A 19,723-nucleotide genomic window follows, 5' to 3' on the forward strand; every position below is an offset into this window, starting at 1 on the left:
GTTTTAAATGACCAATGTTGAGCAAGATGTGATCAGAGTAAAGGAATGCGTTCTAGATTGTTTTGGAAAGTAAAAACAGTAAAAATTCGGTAGAAAATAAAAGAAGAAATAAAAAGCACTGAAAATTCAGTGCTTTATTTGAGCAGTTTTGAGGGTGTTTTTATCGAGTTGTGCCGCGTAGCTTGAGCTTGCTTGGAACGTACACTTGAAGGGGCAGTGCGCGTCCGTCACGGTATTTTTCTACTAACAAGTTCACGCCTTGAATCCCCATCATTTCAGAATGAATACGAACGGTAGATAGAGGAGGGAAGGTAAAGCGCGCGGTAGGAATGTCGTTCACGCTGATCAGCGCAATATCATCAGGAATGTTTAAACCAAACTCATGCACTGCTCGTAACACACCGATCGCAATGGAGTCCGAAGCAATGAACATCGCTTTTGGGAAATCGCCTTTGGCCAGCATCTCTTTCGCTAAGTCATAACCGGACAAGCTAGAGAAATCGCCACGATAAATGTCGTCTTCAGAAACCACACCTTTTAGACTGCCGTAGTCCACAAACGCATTTTCACGAATGTCTGCGGTGTTGGGTTCGTCTTGTCCACCAATAAATCCGATACGCTCGTAGCCTTGTTGTACAAAGAAATCAACCACTTGCTTGCTGATTCTTACAAGGTCGATATCAACGCAATCGTAAGGACTAGTTGGATCTGAAAAGTCGATGTAACAGATGCTATCGGCTAGGCGTTTAGGTAACTTATTGACCACCTTTTGGTCGACTTTCCCGACTAAAAGGACACCCGTGATCTTCTGCGTTTCAATATCAATTTCGCTGTTGTAGCAATTGGTTAGCGTAATGCCGAGTTTGTCGCACTGAGTTTCAATCCCATGACGAATCGACAAGTAGTACGGGTCGTTCACTTCTGCTTCTTGTTTGTAATTGTACAAGGCCAAAAAGTGATGTTTTTGCTTGGCTTCTTTGGTGGCTTTCTTCGAGCTGCTGGTGCGGTACTCCAGCTTTTCTGCGATTTCTAAAATGCGGCGTTTGGTTTCTTCTTTAACGCTCAACGTCGGATCGTCATTCAAAACTCGCGATACAGTTGCAAGTGAGACGCCCGCTTCAGTGGCGATATCTTTTAGTGTTGCCATGTACATTTCCCGTTGGCATTGCTCACAGTCCAAGTGAGAACTCAATAATCTGGCTATTGTAAACAGCTACTTAGGGATGCACAAACTTTTAGTAAAATCGTGCGATCCACGAAAGAGAGCGGTATCTGTTCGACTCATCTTCACTGCTCATCATCTTCCTGGTTTAATTTAACTAAAGTCAGCATCTAAAATAAGGCTTTTGTGTAATTTTGTGGAAACGTTTACACAATTTGAATTCGATCACGGATCTGGATCGAGATTGGTTGCTAGACTTTTAGCCAGTTAAGAAATGGGCGTACTGATTCGATGCAATAGCGATTGGCTTTTAGCGCATCAGAGTGAGGTATGAACAGAAAGCAGCAAACGTGGAGAAGCAAAAGTGAAAGTTCTTGTCACAGGCGGTATGGGATATATCGGTAGTCACACTTGCGTTCAGATGATTGAAGCGGGAATAGAACCTATCATCGTCGACAACTTGTGTAACGCCAAACTGGAAGTGTTAAACCGTATTGAAGCGCTGACTGGCAAACAGCCTGCGTTCCACCAAGGTGACGTCCGTGACGAAGCCTTTTTGGATACGGTATTCGCGCAGCACGACATCCAAGCCGTGATCCACTTTGCTGGCCTCAAAGCAGTTGGCGAATCGGTGGCAAAACCACTTGAGTACTACGACAACAACGTCAATGGCTCATTGGTGTTAGCGCGCAGCATGCGTAAAGCGGGCGTGAAAAGCATCGTATTCAGCTCATCGGCAACGGTTTACGGTGACCCTGAAATAGTGCCGATTACGGAAGATTCACCAACAGGCGCAACCACCAATCCATACGGACGCAGCAAATATATGGTGGAGCAGTGCTTAAGCGATCTGTTCCATGCTGAAAACGACTGGAGCATCACCTTACTGCGTTACTTCAACCCAGTTGGCGCGCACCCATCGGGCTGCATGGGGGAAGACCCACAAGGCATTCCCAATAACCTGATGCCATTTATCGCCCAAGTCGCTGTTGGCCGCCGAGAAAAACTCGCGGTATTCGGTAGCGACTACCCAACCCCTGACGGCACTGGCGTGCGTGATTACATCCATGTGATGGATCTGGCCGACGGCCATATTGCGGCTTTGAAATCGGTGGGGGAAACATCGGGTTTGCACATTTACAACTTAGGTACAGGTAAAGGCTCGAGCGTACTTGAGATGGTGGATGCGTTCGCGGCCGCTTGCGGTAAACCAGTGCCTTACGAGTTTTGCCCGCGTCGTCCTGGGGATATTGCTGAATGTTGGGCAAGCACGGAAAAAGCCGAGCGTGAACTAGGCTGGAAAGCAACACGCACGGTAGCTGAAATGACCGCCGATACGTGGAACTGGCAGTCAAACAACCCTAGTGGCTATTCCCCGGAGTAATTGCAGTCGCCGCGTGGCCATCTGCGCTTCTCACGGTTTTGGGAAGCTGAGTTTGAAGAATTTTAAAGAGTTGAGTAAGTAACATGTCGAATGTCGAATTTAACCCAGTGGATCATCCACACCGCCGTTACAACCCTCTGACTGGGCAATGGATTTTGGTTTCACCTCACCGTGCAAAACGCCCTTGGAGCGGCGCAGATGAAAAGCCCGCATTGGATGAGCTACCAAGCTATGACGGTAAATGTTTCCTTTGTCCAACCAACGAACGTATCTCTGGCGATGTTAATCCAGATTACGAAGGCACCTATGTGTTCAATAACGATTTTGCTGCGCTGATGGTGGATTCACCAGATGCACCAGAGTCAAACAACCCGCTATTCAAAACGCAAGGCGTGCGTGGTTTGAGCCGAGTGATTTGCTTCTCGCCAGATCACAGCAAAACCTTACCGGAGCTGCCAGTGGATAAAATTCGTGGCGTGATTGATACATGGAATGAGCAAATTGAAGAGCTCGGCAAGGAATACATTTGGGTTCAGGCGTTCGAAAACAAAGGCGAAACCATGGGCTGTTCTCAGCCTCATCCGCACGGTCAAATCTGGGCGAACAGCTTCTTACCAAATGAAATCGAGCGTAAAGAGCACAACCTAAAAGTCTACTACCAAGGACACGGCAGCAACTTGCTGGTGGATTACGTACAAGCGGAACTCAAAGACGGTTCACGCATTGTGGTGGAAACCGAACACTGGCTGGCGGTGGTGCCTTACTGGGCTGCTTGGCCGTTCGAAACCATGTTGTTGCCGAAAACGCGCATTCGTCGCATGAGCGAACTCAGCGATGAGCAACGAGACGATTTAGCGCTAGCGATCAAGAAGCTGACCAGCCGTTACGACAATTTATTCCAATGCTCATTCCCATATTCAATGGGCTGGCACTACGCGCCGTTTTTTGACCAAGGCACAGACATCGACCATTGGCAGCTTCATGCACTTTTTTATCCGCCACTACTGCGCAGTGCCACGGTTCGTAAGTTCATGGTGGGCTACGAAATGCTGGCAGAAAGCCAACGCGATCTCACCGCAGAGCAAGCCGCGCAACGTCTGCGTGATGTGAGTGATGTCCACTACAAAGAATGCTAAGTCTTTAAATTGGACTGATTACGAATAACGGGATAGCGCGACTTTACAGATAGAAAGTTAGGCTCAACGCGCTATCCCACACAAATTACTATTTTAAGAGAACGTCCCTATGTCTGAACTTATCCAAAATGTGAAAGCGTCATTTGAGCAAGTGTTGGGCTACGCACCTAGCCATATTATCCAAGCGCCTGGTCGTGTGAACTTGATTGGTGAGCACACCGATTACAACGATGGTTTTGTCCTACCGTGTGCCATTAACTACCAAACGGTCGTGGCGGCGGCAAAGCGTGAAGACAATATCGTGCGTGTGGTGTCGGTCGATTACGGTAACGTAGTGGACGAATTCGATATCATACAAGCCATTACTTTCCAGCAAGATAAAATGTGGGCGAACTACATTCGCGGCGTGGTGAAGTGTCTTCTGGCGCGTGGCTACCAGTTTACTGGGGCGGATATTTCAGTCAGCGGCAACGTACCTCAAGGCGCGGGTTTGAGCTCATCGGCGGCATTGGAAGTGGTGATCGGTCAAACGTTTAAAGTGCTGTTTAACCTTGAAATCAGCCAAGCCGAAATCGCCTTAAACGGTCAGCAAGCAGAGAACGAATTCGTCGGTTGCAACTGCGGCATCATGGATCAAATGATTTCAGCGGAAGGGCGTGAAAATCATGCGATGCTATTAGATTGCCGTAGTCTTGAAACAGAAGCGGTCTCTATGCCAGAAGACATGGCAGTCGTGATCATCAACTCGAATAAAAAACGTGGTTTGGTCGACAGCGAATACAACACTCGTCGTCAGCAATGTGAAGAAGCAGCGCGCATTTTCGGTGTGAAAGCGCTGCGCGATGTGACGATTGAGCAGTTCAACGAGAAAGTCGCTGAGCTGGATGAAATGGTGGCAAAACGTGCCCGTCATGTCATCACAGAAAACGATCGTACTGTGGAAGCGGCGCAAGCGCTGCGAGCACACGACATGAAGCGTATGGGCGAGCTGATGGCCGAGTCTCATGCCTCGATGCGCGATGATTTCGAAATCACGGTAAAAGAAATCGATACGCTGATGGAGATAGTCAAAGAGGTGATCGGCGATCAAGGCGGCGTGCGCATGACCGGCGGTGGCTTTGGTGGTTGCATCGTGGCACTTGTACCGCCAGCACTGGTTGATGACGTGAAAGCGGCAGTTGAAGCGAAGTACCAAGCGGCTACGGGCTTAAAAGAGTCGATTTATGTTTGCCAAGCCAAAAATGGTGCGGGTTTGGTTGAAGTGCTGTAAGGAATGATGATGAAAGCCTATTTTCAACAACTAGAACAAGCGATGGCGCAAACGCCGTCGTTTGATGGCCAAACTGCGAATCTGATTCATTTGACCAACGCGAATGGTATGACGGCGTCGTTTATGGATATCGGTGCGACGTGGTTGAGTTGCACATTACCGGTAAATGGTGAAAACCGTGAAGTGTTGTTGCGCTCACCAAATATGGCTGAACACATGAAGCAAGACGCTTACTTCGGTTCCATTGTTGGCCGCTTTGCTAACCGAATTGCGAAGGGGCAGTTTGAGATAGACGGAGAGAAGTATCAACTTGGTATCAATAACGGTGAAAACTCACTGCACGGTGGGCTGGAAGGGTTTGATAAGCGCCGCTGGAAGGTTGAAAAGCAAAATGATCAACAGGTCACTTTTTCACTTCGCTCCCCGGACGGTGATCAAGGCTATCCGGGAAATCTCGATGTGAAGGTGACGTACACGATCACTGACGAGAATGAACTAGCTATCGCCTATGATGCTAAGACCGACAAAACATCACCAGTGAATTTAACCAATCACGCCTACTTTAACTTGGCTGGTGAGGCGAGCCGCGCAAAAAGTTTGGATCATACTTTACAGCTCAATGCTGGGCATTACTTGCCAACGGATGCGGGGTTAATTCCTACCGGTGAACAAAAACCAGTTTCGGGTACCAGTTTCGACTTCACCGAGCCAAAATCGATTGGCCAAGAATTTCTTGCTGAGCAAGATCAGAAAACTGCTGGTGGCTACGATCACGCCTTTGTATTCATGCCTGAAGTGACCGATGGCGTGTCTGTCACTGCGGTTGTAATTGCACCAAAAGAAGATGTGGTGATGAAGGTGAAAACCACCAAGCCTGCCATCCAGTTTTATTCAGGTAATTTCTTAGCCGGTACGCCCGGTGCAAGTAAAACTTACGAACGCTATGACGGCCTAGCATTGGAAACGCAGTACTTTCCAGACGGGCCAAACAAACCAGAATGGGGACTCAACAATGGGGTGTTGAGCTCTGGGGATTGCTATCAGCATCAAACTACTTATCAGTTTGAATTTTAGATAGCACTTCTGCCCTTTGAACTTGCAGCGGCAGCGATGCAACTCCAACGACTTTGGGTGTTATGGTGGGCTACATGCCCACCTTTTTTGTTTTTGTCGAAGAGGTTCGAACGATGAGCTCACCCTCTACTTTGCGTTTGTTAGAAAGCAACGGTTGCCCTTCAATCAGTGCCATCAACGATTCGATTGCGAGTTTACCCATGTCTGAGTAGGGCAGTTCAACCGACGTTAATGCTGGAAAGCTTTCAGAGGCGATTTGCTGATTATCGTAACCGACAACGGCAACATCCTGAGGAATCTTCAACCCCAACTCTGCTATCGCTTGGTAGCACCCCATTGCCATATAGTCGCTGCCACAGAAAATCGCTTCTGGCGGCTGCTCCATATTCAGTAGTGCCAGTGTTTGCTGGTGCGCTTCTTTTAGCGACCAGTTTGCATCGACTAAATACTCTGAGTTAGGAATGATGTCTGCATCAATGAGAGCCTGACGATAACCATCGGCACGTTGCTTACTGGCTAGCATCCAACTTTCACCAGACAGCATGGCAATGCGACGATAGCCTTGCGCTGTGAGGTGTGAAACTGCTTTGTAAGCTCCAATCATATCGGCCGGCAAAATACTTGGCGTTTCGGTGTGTTCTTCGTTGGTGCAGTTCAGCAGCACAGTCGGTAAGGAAGTTGTGACGCGTTGCTGCTCCAACTCTCGCGTCATACTGGATGCATAAACCAAACCTGCGTAATCACCGCCGTTGATCTCCGACTCAATCTTGCTTGCCAACACTTCATCATGGCTGTAATTGAACGTCACCAATATGTAGTCGTTCGACCACGCTTCTTCTCTCGCTGCATTGATGGCATCGATAAATGGGTCATAACTGGTTAAGCCGTTGATCACCAATGCGATCTTTTTAGGGCGTCCCAAAGCATGGGCAACCTTTTTGTTTTTGTAGCCAAGTGATTCTGCGGTTTCGAGCACTTTACGTTTGGTCGCTTCCGCGATTTTTACGGAAGTTGAGCCATTCAATACCAGCGATACGGTCGACTGAGAGACGCCAGCCGCCGCCGCAATGTCACTCATGGTGATTTTTTTAGCCATTCTGCTCTTTTACGTAATTTCGTTAGCTAAAGATATTAGCTAAAGATTAAGTTCGGATCATCCTTTAAAGATTAAGATCACAAAAGTAAGTCAGAGTAACTTAAAAGCTGTGATTTTTACCACGTTTATTCTTTGAACATCTAGTCATTAAATTACTAATTAATATATTAGCTAATATTATTAGTTAATAATTTAGTTTTAAGGTGAGTAAGATGAAAAGATGGTCGGAAGAGAAAGCGTGGCAATGGCAAAAAGAGCATGGCTGGCTACGTGGCTTTAACTATTTACCGCGCACAGCGGTTAACTGGAATGAGATGTGGCAAGCGGAATCCTTTGCACCTGAGGTGATGGAACAAGAGTTAGCTTGGGCGCATGATGTGGGTTACAACACTTTACGTACCAACTTACCATTTATAGTTTGGCAAGCGGATCGCGATGGTTTACATGCGCGAATTGAGCGCTTTCTGGATATTTGCGAACGCAATCAAATCAAAGTGATGCTCACGCCGATGGATGACTGCGGTTTTTCGGGCGACCATCCTTATCTTGGTGAACAAAAAGCGCCAGTACCGGATTTGCACAATAGCCAAGCAGCAGCAAGTCCTGGTCGCAATGTGGTGATGGACAAATCTATGTGGGGTGAGGTCGAAGCGTATATTCGCGACATCATCTCTACCTACAAAAATGACCCTCGAATCGTTATTTGGGATCTCTATAACGAGCCAACCAACCGCATGATTTTCACCACTACGGGTGAGATCGCTTACGACGAAGAAATGGAAATCTTTAGTCATGAGCTGATGGAACAAGCGTTTGAGTGGGCACGTGAAGAAAACCCAACTCAGCCTCTCACAGTTGGCGCTTGGCATGCGCCAAGCATTCTTGACCGAAGCCTGCCGATTTATGAACACCCAACCGATCGCAAAGCGATGGAGCTATCGGACATCATTACTTTCCACGCTTACTTACCACTCGATCTGTTCCATAAAGCCGTTGAAATTGTAGAAAGCTACAACCGACCAATGATGTGTACTGAGTGGCTTGCTCGTCATGCGCAATCGTACATGCACGAACAGCTTCCGGTCTTTAAACAGAAAAACATTGGCTGCTACCAGTGGGGATTAGTGAAAGGAAAAACACAAACGCATCTGCCTTGGCCAGAGATAAAACGTAGCGATGCAAACTATGCGAGTCAATGGTTCCACGATCTGCTTGATGAGCAAGGACAGCCGTATGACGCAAGCGAAGTGCAATTGATCAAAACACTCGCAGAAGTGGATTAATTGCCTGTGAGCCGACTCTGAGAAGTGGGTCGGTTTATTATTTACAATAAAATCAATTGAGACGTGAACAATGACTACTCTACAAAACAAACTCACCAATAAGGAGCTGATGTCTTACTTCGGCTATGGGGTAGGCCAGTGCTTTAGCTTTGGTCTAGTCGGCTCTTTTATTCTTTATTTCTATACCGATATTTTGGGCATTTCTCCAATTGCGGCGAGTACGATTTTTTTGATTGCTCGTGTGTGGGATGCGGTGAACGATCCGCTCATTGCCGGATACATGGACACGCTAGACTCTCGCTTTGGTAAATTCCGCCCTTACATGCTGTTTACGCCGATTCTGATTGTTCTGGTCACGGTTGCCGCGTTCTATAACATTGATGCTGATACGTCGACAAAAGTGATGTATGCCGGTATCACTTACATTCTTTGGGGTACGCTTTACACCATTTCTGATGTGCCGTTTTGGTCTATGTCTTCTGTTATGACGGATGAACCGCAAGAGCGAGCAAAAGCGGCAACTTGTGCCATGTTAGGGGTGAATGCAGGTATTGGTGCAACTTTGGTTGTGTTCCCGAAACTGAGCGCTTACTTCGCTGATGGCCGAGCAGATCAGGGTTACTTACCAGCTGTGATTGTGTTGATGATCGCGGGTTTGTTCTTCATGCTGAACGGTTTTTATAACACCAAAGAACGCATCTCGACGAAGAGCTGCGAAAAAGTCACGCTAAAACAAACCTTTCAAGCCGTTCGTAAAAACAAGCCGTTGTTTTTTATTCTGGCAGCGTTTTTCATGAATGTGTTCTTCAATCTGGTGAATGGCTTATACATTTTCTTCTTCACATACAACATGGGTGACGCAGGTTTAGTCTCTCTGATTGGTACCATCACTTTGGTAAGTGCGATTGCGTGTTTAGCTACGCCTGTGCTGACAAAGCGTTTCAAAAAACGTGACATCTTTATTGCGCTGTGCGTTTTAGAGATCATCGCTCGCATTGGGTTCTATTTTACTGGCTATGATAATCCAACGGTCGTGATGGCGTGGTTAGCGGTGATTACAGGCATCTTTATGATGACCAACCCTCTTATCTCGGCCATGATTGCAGACACAGTAGAGTACTCTTACTACCACAGCGGCAAACGTACCGCGGCGATCACGTTCTCGGGACAGACCTTTACAGGCAAACTCTCTGTTGCAGTAGCGGGCGGCTTAACGGGGGTTATCTTGACGATGATTGGCTATGTACCAAATGCGGCGCAAACGGAAACCGCGCTCAGTGGTATGTTCTTCTGTATTGCGTTGCTACCGGCATTGGGAGCTCTAGTGCGCATTTTCATTATGTCTCGCTACACATTTACCGAAGACCAACACGCGATTTTACGAGAAAAATTACAGCGTGGTGAGTTTGCGGAAGGCGTTGACGTGAAGTCTGCAAAACCGAACGAAGCCTTGAGCTAGAATCCATATCGTCTCGACAAGTGCTCAAAGAAAAAGCCCGCTCAATAACCTGAGCGGGCTTTTCGTTTTCAATTTACAGGTTATCCACCATCAACAACGCTCGACAGAGTTTCTTCGTACTAAAGTTGGGCTAAAAATAATGGTTTCGTCTTCAATTTTTTCGTCACGAGATAGCGCCAAAGCCAGACGGGCGGCTCGTTCTGCCATCATCTCGATTGGGTAGCGAATAGTAGTCAAGCTAGGGTGAACAAAGCGGGCGATTAAGCCATCATCGAACCCGACCATAGAAACCTTACTTGGTACGTCAATGCCATTTTGATTCAACGCTGCCAGTGCGCCAGCGGCCATGTAGTCGTTGTAGGCCACCACTCCAGTAATCTCCAAAGATTTGGTTAACAGGTTGGTCATCGCAACTTCGCCACCATCACTGTTGGGTTCACCGTATTCGATGTAGCTTTTGGAGAGTTCAATACCATGTTCTTTCAATGCGGCTTGGTAACCTTGCAATCGCTCATCTGTATCTTCGATATCGTGGGATGAGGCAATGCAAGCGATTTTGCGATGCCCGTGACGAATTAAATATTCTGTCGCGAGGAATGCTCCTTTGCGGTTATCAAGGGAAATACAGCGTTCAGCCAGCTCTGGGATATGACGATTGATAAGCACCATACCTTTTACTTCTTGGGCGTAGCCAATTAGATCCTCATCAGATAAGCCTTTCGAGTGGATGACTATTGCATCGCAACGGCTGTTGATCAGCAATTCTAGGGCTTGACGCTCATCATCTGGATTGTGATACCCGTTGCCAATCAAGATATGTTTGCCATTTTCGCGCGCGATATTATCGACGGATTTGACCAGCGTGCCGAAGAAAGGATCGGACACATCACTCACCAACACACCCATGGTATTTGTGCTTTGACTCACCAGTGCGCGAGCTGCGGCATTGGGTCTGTAACCCAATTTGCTCATTGCTTTGGTGACCGACTCTACCGATGATTGACTGGCTTTTGGGGACTTGTTGATCACGCGAGAAACCGTTGCGACCGAAACACCGGCTTCTTTCGCGACATCCTTGATCGTTGCCATATAGAACCTTTAGTGGCTAAAAATTTTGACTGGAAGTATTAAACACCCATTGTGTAATAAGTGCAATTTGATAGGGGATTTGCTTTCGGAAATGAGATCTTTACCACTTGTATTTATTAAGCTTACTGATAGTGTAAACGTTATCTTTTTAGTAAAACTTTACTGAGGTTTTAATTATGGAAACTATCGCTTACTCAGATTTTGCCAAACTGGAAATTCGTACCGGAAAAATCATTGAAGTGGCTCGTCATCAAAATGCAGACAAGCTGTACATTGTGCAAATTGATATTGGTGAAAAAACACTGCAAACCGTAACCAGCCTAGTACCTTATTACACCGAGGAAGAGTTGATGGGCAAACAAGTGGTCGTGTTGTGTAATCTTGCCAAAGCCAAAATGCGCGGTGAAACCTCAGAATGTATGTTGTTATGCGCAGAAACGGATGATGAGTCCGAAAGTGTGTTGCTTACGCCAGAAAGAGCGATGCCGACTGGGGTGAGAATTGTTTAGAGTTTAATCAAGCAAACGTTTTATTGTTCGTGTTTATGTTTTGTGTCTCATTTTATAAATAAATCAATAGGAATATATTCAACTCTATTTATAATCTCCGCGCTTTTAAAAACTGTTTAACAGTATGAAAAACATAGGAAATTATAATGAAAAAAGTATTGCCATTATTGGCTTTAGGTGCAGTGGTTGCTTCAGCGTCAGTTCAAGCAAAAGGTAACTGGTATGTTGGCGCAGATATTCTTAACTCTGATCTTGAAGTTGAAGGTCACTCTTACAGCTCTTCAGCTACAGGTTTGGGTATTGCGGTAGGTAAAGAGCTGCAATATTCAGAAAACTTCAAATTGGCTTTAGAAGGTGAGTACATTTACTACGGTAGCTTCGAAGAAAAAGCATCGGGCGCGGGTAATTGGTTAGAAGCTACTGTTGAAGGTTATTCATTCAACCTTAATGCTAAACCTAAGTACCAATTCTCTGGCACTGGTTTTTATGTTGGTGCTGTTGTTGGTCTAGGTGTAACTGGGGTTGATTTAGAGGCAAAATCAAACCTTTCTGGTTTCACTGGTAAGACTGATGGTAGCGATGCTGGCTTTAACTATGGTGCTGAAGTGGGTTATGAATTTGCTTCAGGTCTGGTTGTTTCTGGTGGCTACCGTGCTTCTACAGTAACCATCGATGTTGAAGGTGGTGGCGATCTTGAATTTGATTTTGACAGCCTGTACGTTGGCGTTGATTACAAGTTTTAAGCTCGCATAAGCAAAACATAGATACTAAAAAGGAGCCGTTAGGCTCCTTTTTTTATTAGATTATCAATCAACTCGTAATGATGCTCTTGCACGCCTGCTAGGTTGCCATATTTAGGTTGATGGCGGTCATTTTCTTTTGCGTGTTGCCAGCCAATGGTGTGACGCACAAAATGCTCTGCAAACGCATGAGATACTTCTAAGCAACCTGCTAGCACGGTATCGACATAGCTTTGCATGATTGGGTTTTTTACGCACGGTGGTAATGGCTCGTCTTTTACGTAAACCCAGATGCTATGTTCTTGGTTAAAGTTCGCGTCCGTTTCGATTTGATCTGGCTGAATTTGAATACGATGATAACCACGCTCACGGCGATCGAATTCTGCGAGAGCTTCTTCATTCACTTCGAGTAAAACGCCGTTGACCTGCCCATCGCCTTGGTTCACAACCAGAGGAGACAGAGTGTAGCTGTCATCAATCTTTCCCCAGTAGCGCACCAGTCCATGAGCAATGACGGGAATGGCTTCTCCCGTTTGTCCGGTTAACTTACGTGACGCAGAATTAATCAAACTGCCATAGCCAAATATGTACATCTTCGTTGCATCCCTTAACTGATGGTTGTGTCTCTCACCGTTTATACCTAACCCGCCTCTGAAGCACAACTTTACCTCTTAAGTATAATCCTAACTAATAACATGTATTTTTTATGCATGTTTATGGTAGCATCAATATTGTAGTTGAGTTAACCAGCATCGAGAGACGCTTGAGGGCAAGATAATGCTGAATATCACCGATAAAAAAGTGGAAGAAAAAATCCCCGCATGGCTGCGGTTAGGCTTTCGGCCGTTTTTTCTGTTTGGGTCGATTTACGCCATTGTTGCGATCGCGTTGTGGGTGTGGATGTTCCAGAGCGGACAGCCAAACGCATTAACTGTACCGGCATTATGGTGGCACGTTCATGAAATGTTGTTCGGCTTTTCGATGGCGATTGTGGTTGGTTTTGTATTGACCGCGGTACAAAACTGGACTGGCATTAATGGCACCAAGCATTACACGCTTTTGGTCTTATTTGGCTTATGGCTCGCGCCCCGAATATTGCTTTGGACGTCAGCGCCGTTATGGTTAACCAGCAGCATTGAAGCGGTATTTTTGTTGTTTGTTGCCTATGAGGTAGGCATTCGTGTTTATCGAGCCAAAGGTTGGCGTAATCTGTTTTTTGTACCGCTGTTTCTTTTGGCCATTTTTGCGAACTTTGCAAGCTACGCAACAATAAAAGGCATGCCGTCGTTTAGCTCTTCTGCTGTATGGCAGGCGATGTTGTGGTGGTTTACGCTGTTATTGTCGGTCATGGGCGGACGTGTGATTCCATTCTTTACTGCGCGTCGATTTAATTTCGAAAAAGCGCAACCACTGGCTTGGTTAGAATGGTTCGCGAACTTGCCGTTGGTAATGCTATTTGTGCTGAGCTTTTTCCCTGTGACGTTTGCAGAATTAGGCAATCCGTTGATGCTGTTTGCAGGAGTTGCTCAGTTGGTGCGTTTTGTTCGCTGGAAACCTTGGTTAACCCTGAGCGAGCCTTTAGTGTGGTCGCTGCATGCTGCGTATTTGTGTTTGCCACTAAGCTTAATTTTACGAGGTGCTTGGGGAGACGCATTTGCTAGCCATAACCTGATTCACCTGTTTGCGATAGGTGCATTAGGCGGTTTGATTTTGGCGATGATCGCGCGCGTGACGATGGGACATACTGGTCGCATGATCTACAAAGGTCCGAACATGAGCTTTGCGTTTGCGGCGATTACCGCGGCAGCTTTGGTTCGCAGTTTTGCCGTGATATTTGATCCTGCCAATATGATGCTGTGGATTGATATCAGCGGCGGGTTATGGATTGTCGCATTTGGCCTGTTTGTGTGGCGCTTTGGCGTGATGCTTATTACACCTCGCGTTGATGGTCATCCCGGATAGGGCTCTAATGTGAGTAGAGAAAGAGGAGCCGCGCGCTCCTCTTTTGATTTTTGTTCTTTATAGGATTAGCGCTTATTCGTCTTCGTCGTCCGTTTTATTCGTGAACCCCAAACGTTTGAATAGCCACCACTCTAGAGCAAAGATGACAATTAAAGCGATACAGAACCAGGTGAACGCCATGGCGGATTCCACGCCTGGCATACCGCCAATGTTGATGCCAAGCAAACCTGTTAGGAAGCTGGTTGGCAAGAAAATAGTCGCCACCAAGGTAAATAGATAACTGTTTTTATTAGTTTTCTCGTCACGATGATGTTTGATTTCTTCTTGAAAGAGAGCGACTTCTCCAAGATAAAACTCAAGTGTTTCATTTATGCGCGTAATATTATTGTGGGCGAAGCGATATTGATGGGGCCTTAAAGCCACCAGCTCGGACTCTGATTCAACGAGATCACGAATAGCATATTGCTGAGGGCGAATAAAACGTTTGATGGAGATAAGCGCTTTTTGAGTCGCCATATGCTTGTACGTCGATTCATCATTCACATCAAACTGGTTTAACGTCTCTTCAATCGTATCGAGGTAAACGTCTATTTTGCTATTTAATCCTTCAATAATCTGATGAAGTAAACCAGCAAGGCTTTTCGGACCTTTGTGTTCCGCCAATGCTTGACGAATTTCCATGATGGCACGCGATGGGATCTTACGTGTTGAAATCAGTGCCCCTTGAAAATAGAGAATTCGAATACTGAGCATGTCTTCTGGTGAAGCATCGCCATTCATATTGACGCCTCGTAAAATCAACATGAAGTTCTCGTCATCCAAAGGGTGGAAAGACGGTCGGCTCTCGTCGGCTAACAGGTGATCAACAGTGGCACGTGGCACTTGGTTTTGTTCTAGCCAGCCCCGAATATCGGGATGCAGCCGCTCACAATGGTACCAATGTTTGGCTTGAATCTGCTCCGCCGTTGTGGATTGCTGAGTTGCTTCTGGGGTTGAAAAATCCCAATGTTCAATCATAAAACCCATTTTCTTTTCCTTGTCTGAGCCTTTCCCCAAATAACTTGGAAAGAGCCTGTTCTTCCACTGCATTATTTTCCGGGAAGTGCATCAGTGATAACGTTCTGAACCTAGCGCCATGAAGTGATTCAGGGGTAATTATTTAAATGAGTATGATTGCATTTAACGCTAAATGTCTATGAATAGTTGCTCTTATTTGTAATCAAGCGAAGCAAGCCAAAGTGTGGTGTAAAAACAGCAAAATAAAAAAGCCTGCAACGAGGCAGGCTTTCTAGTGGGGAGGGGAGGAGCAGTTAGCCAACTTGAGAAAGATTAACCACTTTCTGCTGTAGCTTTTCTTTTAAATAGTCCGATAAAGCCAGCTTTTCTTCGTCGTTCATGTACAGACCAAGCTTGGTACGACGCCACAAAATGTCTTCATCGGTCATTGCCATTTCATGGTTCATTAAGTAGTCGATCTCACGTTGGTAAACACCGCCGGCTTGCGATGAGAACGCGTGTCCAAGGTCAGCTTCGCTTGCTGTGCCTTCCATTAAGTTCCACGTTTGGGTACCAAATTGTGTCACGTAACGAAGAATCAATGCTTCTGGCGCCCAAGCGTATTTAGCATGAATTTGTTTAGCTAATTGTTCACGACTACAGCTGAAGTTACCACCAGGTAGGGTTTGATTTGCCGTCCAGTCGCTTCCCATCTCTGGTAGGAAAGGAGCCAGCTTTTTCATTGCCGCTTCACCCAGTTTACGGTAGGTCGTCAGCTTACCACCAAAGACAGAAAGCAGAGGTGCATGGTCGTATTCCGCATCGAGTTCTAGCGTGTAGTCTCGTGTGATCGCTTGCGGAGAGTCAGATTCATCGTCACATAAAGGACGAACACCGCTGTATGTCCAAACCACATCTTCGCGAGTCAGCTGGTGGACAAAGTGTTGGTTTACGATGTCGATGAGGTAATCGACTTCGTCATCTGAGATTGCCACTTCGCGTGGGTCACCTTTGTATTCCACATCTGTTGTACCAATGATTGAGAACTTATCTAAGTAAGGAATCATAAATACGATGCGGTTGTCTTTGTTTTGAAGAATGTAGGCTTGCGGTTCGTTGTGGATACGAGGAACAACGATGTGCGAGCCTTTGATTAAGCGAATGTTACGAGGAGAGGCTTGCTCTAATCCATCATCAAAGAACTGTTTTACCCAAGGGCCAGCTGCGTTTACTAGTGCTTTTGCTTTGCGTTCGAAACGTTGGTCTGTCATCACGTCATGAATTGTGACATGCCAGATACCACCTTCACGGTGTGCTTTTTCTACGCGGCAGTAGTTACGTACTTCTGCATGGTTTTCACGAGCAGCCAGAACGTTAAGTAATACTAAACGCGCGTCATCAACCCAACAGTCAGAGTATTCGAAACCGGTTTTCATTTCTGGTTTTAGCAAGCCCGATTTCGCTAAGTTGACTGTTTTGCTGCCTGGCAGAGTCGTACGTTTACCCAAGTTATCGTAAAGGAACAGACCACAGCGAATCATCCAAGCTGGACGTAGGAATGGGCGATGAGGCAAACGGAAACGCATTGGTAGGGCAACGTGAGGCGCTTTGCGAAGAATAACTTCACGCTCTGCGAGCGCTTCCGAAACCAAACGAAACTCGTAGTGTTCAAGGTAGCGTAAACCGCCGTGGATCAGTTTAGAACTTGCCGAAGAAGTAGCGGACGCAAAGTCACTTGCTTCGTATAAGCCAACACTCAAACCGCGGCCAGCTGCGTCTGCCGCAATACCAGCCCCGTTAATGCCGCCACCAATTACGATCAAGTCTAAGGTAGTGGATGAGCTAGTAGTGGAAGCATTTTTTTGTATACTCATAAATTTGACCTCTTGGTGAGCGAACGAGCATTTTAGAACATGATCTAATCCTAGCTTAGGTTTCGTTTGTGATCATCTATTATTTTCGTTTGTGAGCGTTTTGTGTGATTTAGGCACAAAAAAACCTCTGCCTAATTAAGACAGAGGTCATTTGAGAGGCAAATTAATGATTGAAACTACTCGTTTTCGAAGTTTGTCTCGTTCGCTTCAACGACTTCAAGTGGAATTGAAGCTTCTTTTAAAATCGACAAGATTTCTTCTGGTGGCTGCTTGTTGGTAAAGATCATGTTGAGCTGAGCGATATTGCCTAGCTTCACCATGGCATTGCGCCCGAACTTGGTGTGGTCGACGGCAAGAAATACACTGCGGCTGTTGTCGATGATCGCTTGTTTGACTCTTACTTCGTGATAATCAAAATCCAGCAGTGAACCATCAAAGTCGATACCACTGATGCCAAGAATGCCAAAGTCGAGACGGAACTGTTTAACGAAGTCGAGAGTGGCTTCTCCAACAATGCCGCCATCGCGACTTCGAACTTCACCGCCAGCTAAGATGACTTTGATCTCTGGGTTGGGGAAGAGAATGGTTGCCACGTTGATATTGTTGGTAACCACGCGTAGCTGTTTATGGTTTTTATTGAGCGCTCGCGCAACCGCTTCTGGTGTGGTGCCGATATCAATAAATAGAGTCGCGCCATCAGGAATGTGCTTGACCACCTCGTCTGCAATGACATCTTTTTCATTGAAGTTGAGCGCTTTACGCGTGTTGTAAGATGTGTTTTCAGAACTGAGAGGGATGGTTGCACCACCGTGATAACGACGAATTTTGTTGTCGTCGGCGAGTTCATTAAGATCGCGTCGGATGGTTTGTGGGCTGACATTGAATCTTTCTACCAACTCATCCGTGCTGACATAGCCTTGTTTTTTCACCAACTCAACAATCTGTTGGTGTCGAGGTATTTGCTTCACTTACCACTCCCTTGTGCATTGGTAACGGCCAATGCTTCAAATTCGAAGCTCTATTGTGCTCGAATTTGCGCGTTGTGAGAAGTAAGCGAGTTCAGGAATCAGGGGCAAAGCGCAAAAAAGAGCGCACAAATGGCGCTCTTTTTTCGTATGGAGGTGAGATTAATCTTCTTCGTCGTGAAGCTCAGACCAGGTTTGCGCACATTTCACCGCGCGTTTCCAACCCTTGTAACGACGATTGCGCTTTTCTTCATCATCGTGCGGCTCAAACGTGCGATCAAGCACCGCTTTATTCTGCAACTCATCAATGCTATCCCAGTAACCCACGGCAAGGCCTGCAAGGTAGGCTGCACCAAGAGCGGTAACCTCTGTTACTTGAGGGCGGTGTACTTCTGTATTCAATACATCGGATTGGAACTGCATTAGGAAGTTGTTCGCTACCGCACCGCCATCGACGCGAAGATTCGCAAGTTTAATACCTGAGTCGGCTTGCATCGCATCCAGTACGTCACGAGTTTGGTAAGCAATACCTTCCAAAGTCGCACGGATAATGTGGTTTGAGTTCACGCCGCGAGTAAGGCCGACAATCGTGCCACGTGCGTAGGCATCCCAGTATGGTGCGCCTAAACCAGTAAAGGCAGGCACGACATAAACGCCGTTTGAGGTATCCACTTTGGTTGCGAAGTATTCAGAGTCTTCTGCACCGTTTAGGATTTTTAATTCATCGCGTAGCCATTGGATAGAAGCACCACCCATGAATACGGCACCCTCAAGTGCATAAGCAGGCTCACCTTTAGGACCACAAGCCAAAGTTGTCAGTAGGCCGTGCGTCGAAGTGACTTTTTCTTGGCCCGTATTCATTAGCAAGAAACAACCCGTGCCGTAAGTGTTTTTCGCCTGACCCGCTTCAACACACATTTGGCCGTAAAGCGCAGCTTGTTGGTCACCAGCAATACCAGAAATAGGAATACGAGTACCGCCTTTACCACCAATGTTGGTCTTACCGTAAACTTCCGATGAACGTTTTACTTCTGGCATCATAGATGCTGGGATACCAAGCTCATCTAACATTTTCTGATCCCAACATAGATCGTTGATGTTAAATAGCATTGTACGCGATGCGTTAGTGTAGTCGGTCACGTGAACGCGGCCTTGAGTCATCTTCCAAACTAACCAAGTATCGACGGTACCGAACAACAGCTTGCCTGCTTCTGCGTCTTCGCGCGCGCCTTCAACATTGTCCAGAATCCATTTCACTTTGGTACCTGAGAAGTAAGGGTCAAGCACCAAACCTGTGTTGTCACGTACGTAGTTTTCTAGACCACGCGCTTTTAAATCTTCACAGATGTCAGCAGTACGGCGACATTGCCATACGATCGCATTGTAAACGGGTTTGCCTGTTTCTTTATTCCAGACGATGGTAGTTTCACGCTGGTTAGTAATACCGATAGCCGCCAATTGGTCGCTACGGATGCCAGACTTAGCTAGAGCTTCTACCAACGTAGAGCTTTGTGTTGCCCAGATTTCCATTGGGTCATGTTCTACCCAACCTGCCTCTGGATAAATCTGAGTAAATTCGCGCTGTGCGACGCTTACGATGTTCGCGTCATGATCAAGAATTACTGCGCGAGAGCTTGTCGTACCTTGGTCTAGGGCAACAATGTATTTTTGCTCAGTCATGGTAAGAATCCTTTTGTTTCGTTATTTATATTTTAGTAAATGTT

At 46.4% G+C, this 19,723-nt stretch carries 17 protein-coding genes; 9 read left to right on the forward strand and 8 right to left on the reverse strand.

The annotated features are described in order from the left end of the window. Window positions 1-160 precede the first annotated feature (160 nt). The gene (gene ebgR / locus VEA_RS05605) at window positions 161-1,147 is read right to left on the reverse strand and encodes a transcriptional regulator EbgR (RefSeq protein ID WP_012841468.1); all 987 of its coding nucleotides are present in this window, start codon (window positions 1,145-1,147) and stop codon (window positions 161-163) included. 379 nt (window positions 1,148-1,526) lie between these two features. Here ebgR and galE point away from each other — a divergent pair, with 379 nt between their 5' ends. From galE to galM, 4 genes are all read left to right on the forward strand, one after another. Further along, window positions 1,527-2,546: a UDP-glucose 4-epimerase GalE gene (gene galE, locus VEA_RS05610; protein WP_006742403.1), complete on the forward strand. Its 1,020-nt coding sequence runs from the start codon at window positions 1,527-1,529 to the stop codon at window positions 2,544-2,546. A gap of 83 nt (window positions 2,547-2,629) precedes the next feature. Next, the gene (locus VEA_RS05615; protein WP_006742404.1) at window positions 2,630-3,682 is read left to right on the forward strand and encodes a UDP-glucose--hexose-1-phosphate uridylyltransferase; all 1,053 of its coding nucleotides are present in this window, start codon (window positions 2,630-2,632) and stop codon (window positions 3,680-3,682) included. Window positions 3,683-3,791: 109 nt separating this feature from the next. Then, window positions 3,792-4,952, forward strand: coding sequence for a galactokinase (gene galK / locus VEA_RS05620; RefSeq protein ID WP_006742405.1), 1,161 nt, complete (start codon window positions 3,792-3,794; stop codon window positions 4,950-4,952). Between the two features lie 9 nt (window positions 4,953-4,961). Continuing rightward, window positions 4,962-6,026: a galactose-1-epimerase gene (galM, locus tag VEA_RS05625; RefSeq protein WP_012841469.1), complete on the forward strand. Its 1,065-nt coding sequence runs from the start codon at window positions 4,962-4,964 to the stop codon at window positions 6,024-6,026. Window positions 6,027-6,096: 70 nt separating this feature from the next. Here the strand turns inward: galM and VEA_RS05630 are convergent, their stop codons facing one another. Continuing rightward, window positions 6,097-7,122, reverse strand: coding sequence for a LacI family DNA-binding transcriptional regulator (locus VEA_RS05630; RefSeq protein ID WP_006742407.1), 1,026 nt, complete (start codon window positions 7,120-7,122; stop codon window positions 6,097-6,099). A 212-nt stretch (window positions 7,123-7,334) separates the two neighbouring features. Between VEA_RS05630 and VEA_RS05635 the strand changes: the two genes are divergently transcribed. Next, complete coding sequence (locus VEA_RS05635) at window positions 7,335-8,405, forward strand: cellulase family glycosylhydrolase (RefSeq protein WP_005494146.1); 1,071 nt, start codon at window positions 7,335-7,337, stop codon at window positions 8,403-8,405. Window positions 8,406-8,475: 70 nt separating this feature from the next. Next, window positions 8,476-9,864, forward strand: a complete 1,389-nt coding sequence (locus VEA_RS05640; RefSeq protein WP_006742408.1) for an MFS transporter — start codon at window positions 8,476-8,478, stop codon at window positions 9,862-9,864. Window positions 9,865-9,954: 90 nt separating this feature from the next. Here VEA_RS05640 and VEA_RS05645 read toward each other — a convergent pair whose 3' ends face one another. Further along, a complete protein-coding gene (locus VEA_RS05645; RefSeq protein ID WP_006742409.1) occupies window positions 9,955-10,953 on the reverse strand; it encodes a substrate-binding domain-containing protein in 999 nt (332 codons plus the stop codon). A gap of 176 nt (window positions 10,954-11,129) precedes the next feature. Here VEA_RS05645 and VEA_RS05650 point away from each other — a divergent pair, with 176 nt between their 5' ends. After that, window positions 11,130-11,462: a tRNA-binding protein gene (locus tag VEA_RS05650; protein ID WP_005494151.1), complete on the forward strand. Its 333-nt coding sequence runs from the start codon at window positions 11,130-11,132 to the stop codon at window positions 11,460-11,462. Between the two features lie 146 nt (window positions 11,463-11,608). Beyond that, window positions 11,609-12,205: an outer membrane beta-barrel protein gene (locus VEA_RS05655; RefSeq protein ID WP_012841470.1), complete on the forward strand. Its 597-nt coding sequence runs from the start codon at window positions 11,609-11,611 to the stop codon at window positions 12,203-12,205. Window positions 12,206-12,243: 38 nt separating this feature from the next. Here the strand turns inward: VEA_RS05655 and VEA_RS05660 are convergent, their stop codons facing one another. Beyond that, the gene (locus tag VEA_RS05660; RefSeq protein ID WP_012841471.1) at window positions 12,244-12,795 is read right to left on the reverse strand and encodes a gamma-glutamylcyclotransferase family protein; all 552 of its coding nucleotides are present in this window, start codon (window positions 12,793-12,795) and stop codon (window positions 12,244-12,246) included. Between the two features lie 184 nt (window positions 12,796-12,979). Here VEA_RS05660 and VEA_RS05665 point away from each other — a divergent pair, with 184 nt between their 5' ends. Further along, window positions 12,980-14,164: an NnrS family protein gene (locus VEA_RS05665; protein ID WP_006742411.1), complete on the forward strand. Its 1,185-nt coding sequence runs from the start codon at window positions 12,980-12,982 to the stop codon at window positions 14,162-14,164. Window positions 14,165-14,236: 72 nt separating this feature from the next. Here VEA_RS05665 and VEA_RS05670 read toward each other — a convergent pair whose 3' ends face one another. The 4 genes from VEA_RS05670 to glpK form a co-directional block, all read right to left on the reverse strand. After that, the gene (locus VEA_RS05670) at window positions 14,237-15,190 is read right to left on the reverse strand and encodes a CorA family divalent cation transporter (RefSeq protein ID WP_012841472.1); all 954 of its coding nucleotides are present in this window, start codon (window positions 15,188-15,190) and stop codon (window positions 14,237-14,239) included. Between the two features lie 284 nt (window positions 15,191-15,474). Next, window positions 15,475-17,034: a glycerol-3-phosphate dehydrogenase gene (glpD, locus tag VEA_RS05675; protein WP_006742413.1), complete on the reverse strand. Its 1,560-nt coding sequence runs from the start codon at window positions 17,032-17,034 to the stop codon at window positions 15,475-15,477. 176 nt (window positions 17,035-17,210) lie between these two features. Then, complete coding sequence (locus VEA_RS05680) at window positions 17,211-18,002, reverse strand: DeoR/GlpR family transcriptional regulator (RefSeq protein WP_006742414.1); 792 nt, start codon at window positions 18,000-18,002, stop codon at window positions 17,211-17,213. Between the two features lie 159 nt (window positions 18,003-18,161). Further along, the gene (gene glpK / locus VEA_RS05685; RefSeq protein WP_006742415.1) at window positions 18,162-19,679 is read right to left on the reverse strand and encodes a glycerol kinase GlpK; all 1,518 of its coding nucleotides are present in this window, start codon (window positions 19,677-19,679) and stop codon (window positions 18,162-18,164) included. Window positions 19,680-19,723: the final 44 nt, after the last annotated feature.

This window comes from Vibrio antiquarius (genome assembly GCF_000024825.1).
GTDB classification, from domain to species: domain Bacteria; phylum Pseudomonadota; class Gammaproteobacteria; order Enterobacterales; family Vibrionaceae; genus Vibrio; species Vibrio diabolicus.

Coding starts and splice junctions, on each gene's coding strand:
- ebgR (WP_012841468.1), bottom strand. CDS start 1,147: ATGGCAACACTAAAAGATATCGCCACTGAAGCGGGCGTCTCACTTGCA.
- VEA_RS05615 (WP_006742404.1), top strand. CDS start 2,630: ATGTCGAATGTCGAATTTAACCCAGTGGATCATCCACACCGCCGTTAC.
- galK (WP_006742405.1), top strand. CDS start 3,792: ATGTCTGAACTTATCCAAAATGTGAAAGCGTCATTTGAGCAAGTGTTG.
- galM (WP_012841469.1), top strand. CDS start 4,962: ATGAAAGCCTATTTTCAACAACTAGAACAAGCGATGGCGCAAACGCCG.
- VEA_RS05630 (WP_006742407.1), bottom strand. CDS start 7,122: ATGGCTAAAAAAATCACCATGAGTGACATTGCGGCGGCGGCTGGCGTC.
- VEA_RS05635 (WP_005494146.1), top strand. CDS start 7,335: ATGAAAAGATGGTCGGAAGAGAAAGCGTGGCAATGGCAAAAAGAGCAT.
- VEA_RS05640 (WP_006742408.1), top strand. CDS start 8,476: ATGACTACTCTACAAAACAAACTCACCAATAAGGAGCTGATGTCTTAC.
- VEA_RS05645 (WP_006742409.1), bottom strand. CDS start 10,953: ATGGCAACGATCAAGGATGTCGCGAAAGAAGCCGGTGTTTCGGTCGCA.
- VEA_RS05650 (WP_005494151.1), top strand. CDS start 11,130: ATGGAAACTATCGCTTACTCAGATTTTGCCAAACTGGAAATTCGTACC.
- VEA_RS05655 (WP_012841470.1), top strand. CDS start 11,609: ATGAAAAAAGTATTGCCATTATTGGCTTTAGGTGCAGTGGTTGCTTCA.
- VEA_RS05660 (WP_012841471.1), bottom strand. CDS start 12,795: ATGTACATATTTGGCTATGGCAGTTTGATTAATTCTGCGTCACGTAAG.
- VEA_RS05665 (WP_006742411.1), top strand. CDS start 12,980: ATGCTGAATATCACCGATAAAAAAGTGGAAGAAAAAATCCCCGCATGG.
- VEA_RS05670 (WP_012841472.1), bottom strand. CDS start 15,190: ATGGGTTTTATGATTGAACATTGGGATTTTTCAACCCCAGAAGCAACT.
- glpD (WP_006742413.1), bottom strand. CDS start 17,034: ATGAGTATACAAAAAAATGCTTCCACTACTAGCTCATCCACTACCTTA.
- glpK (WP_006742415.1), bottom strand. CDS start 19,679: ATGACTGAGCAAAAATACATTGTTGCCCTAGACCAAGGTACGACAAGC.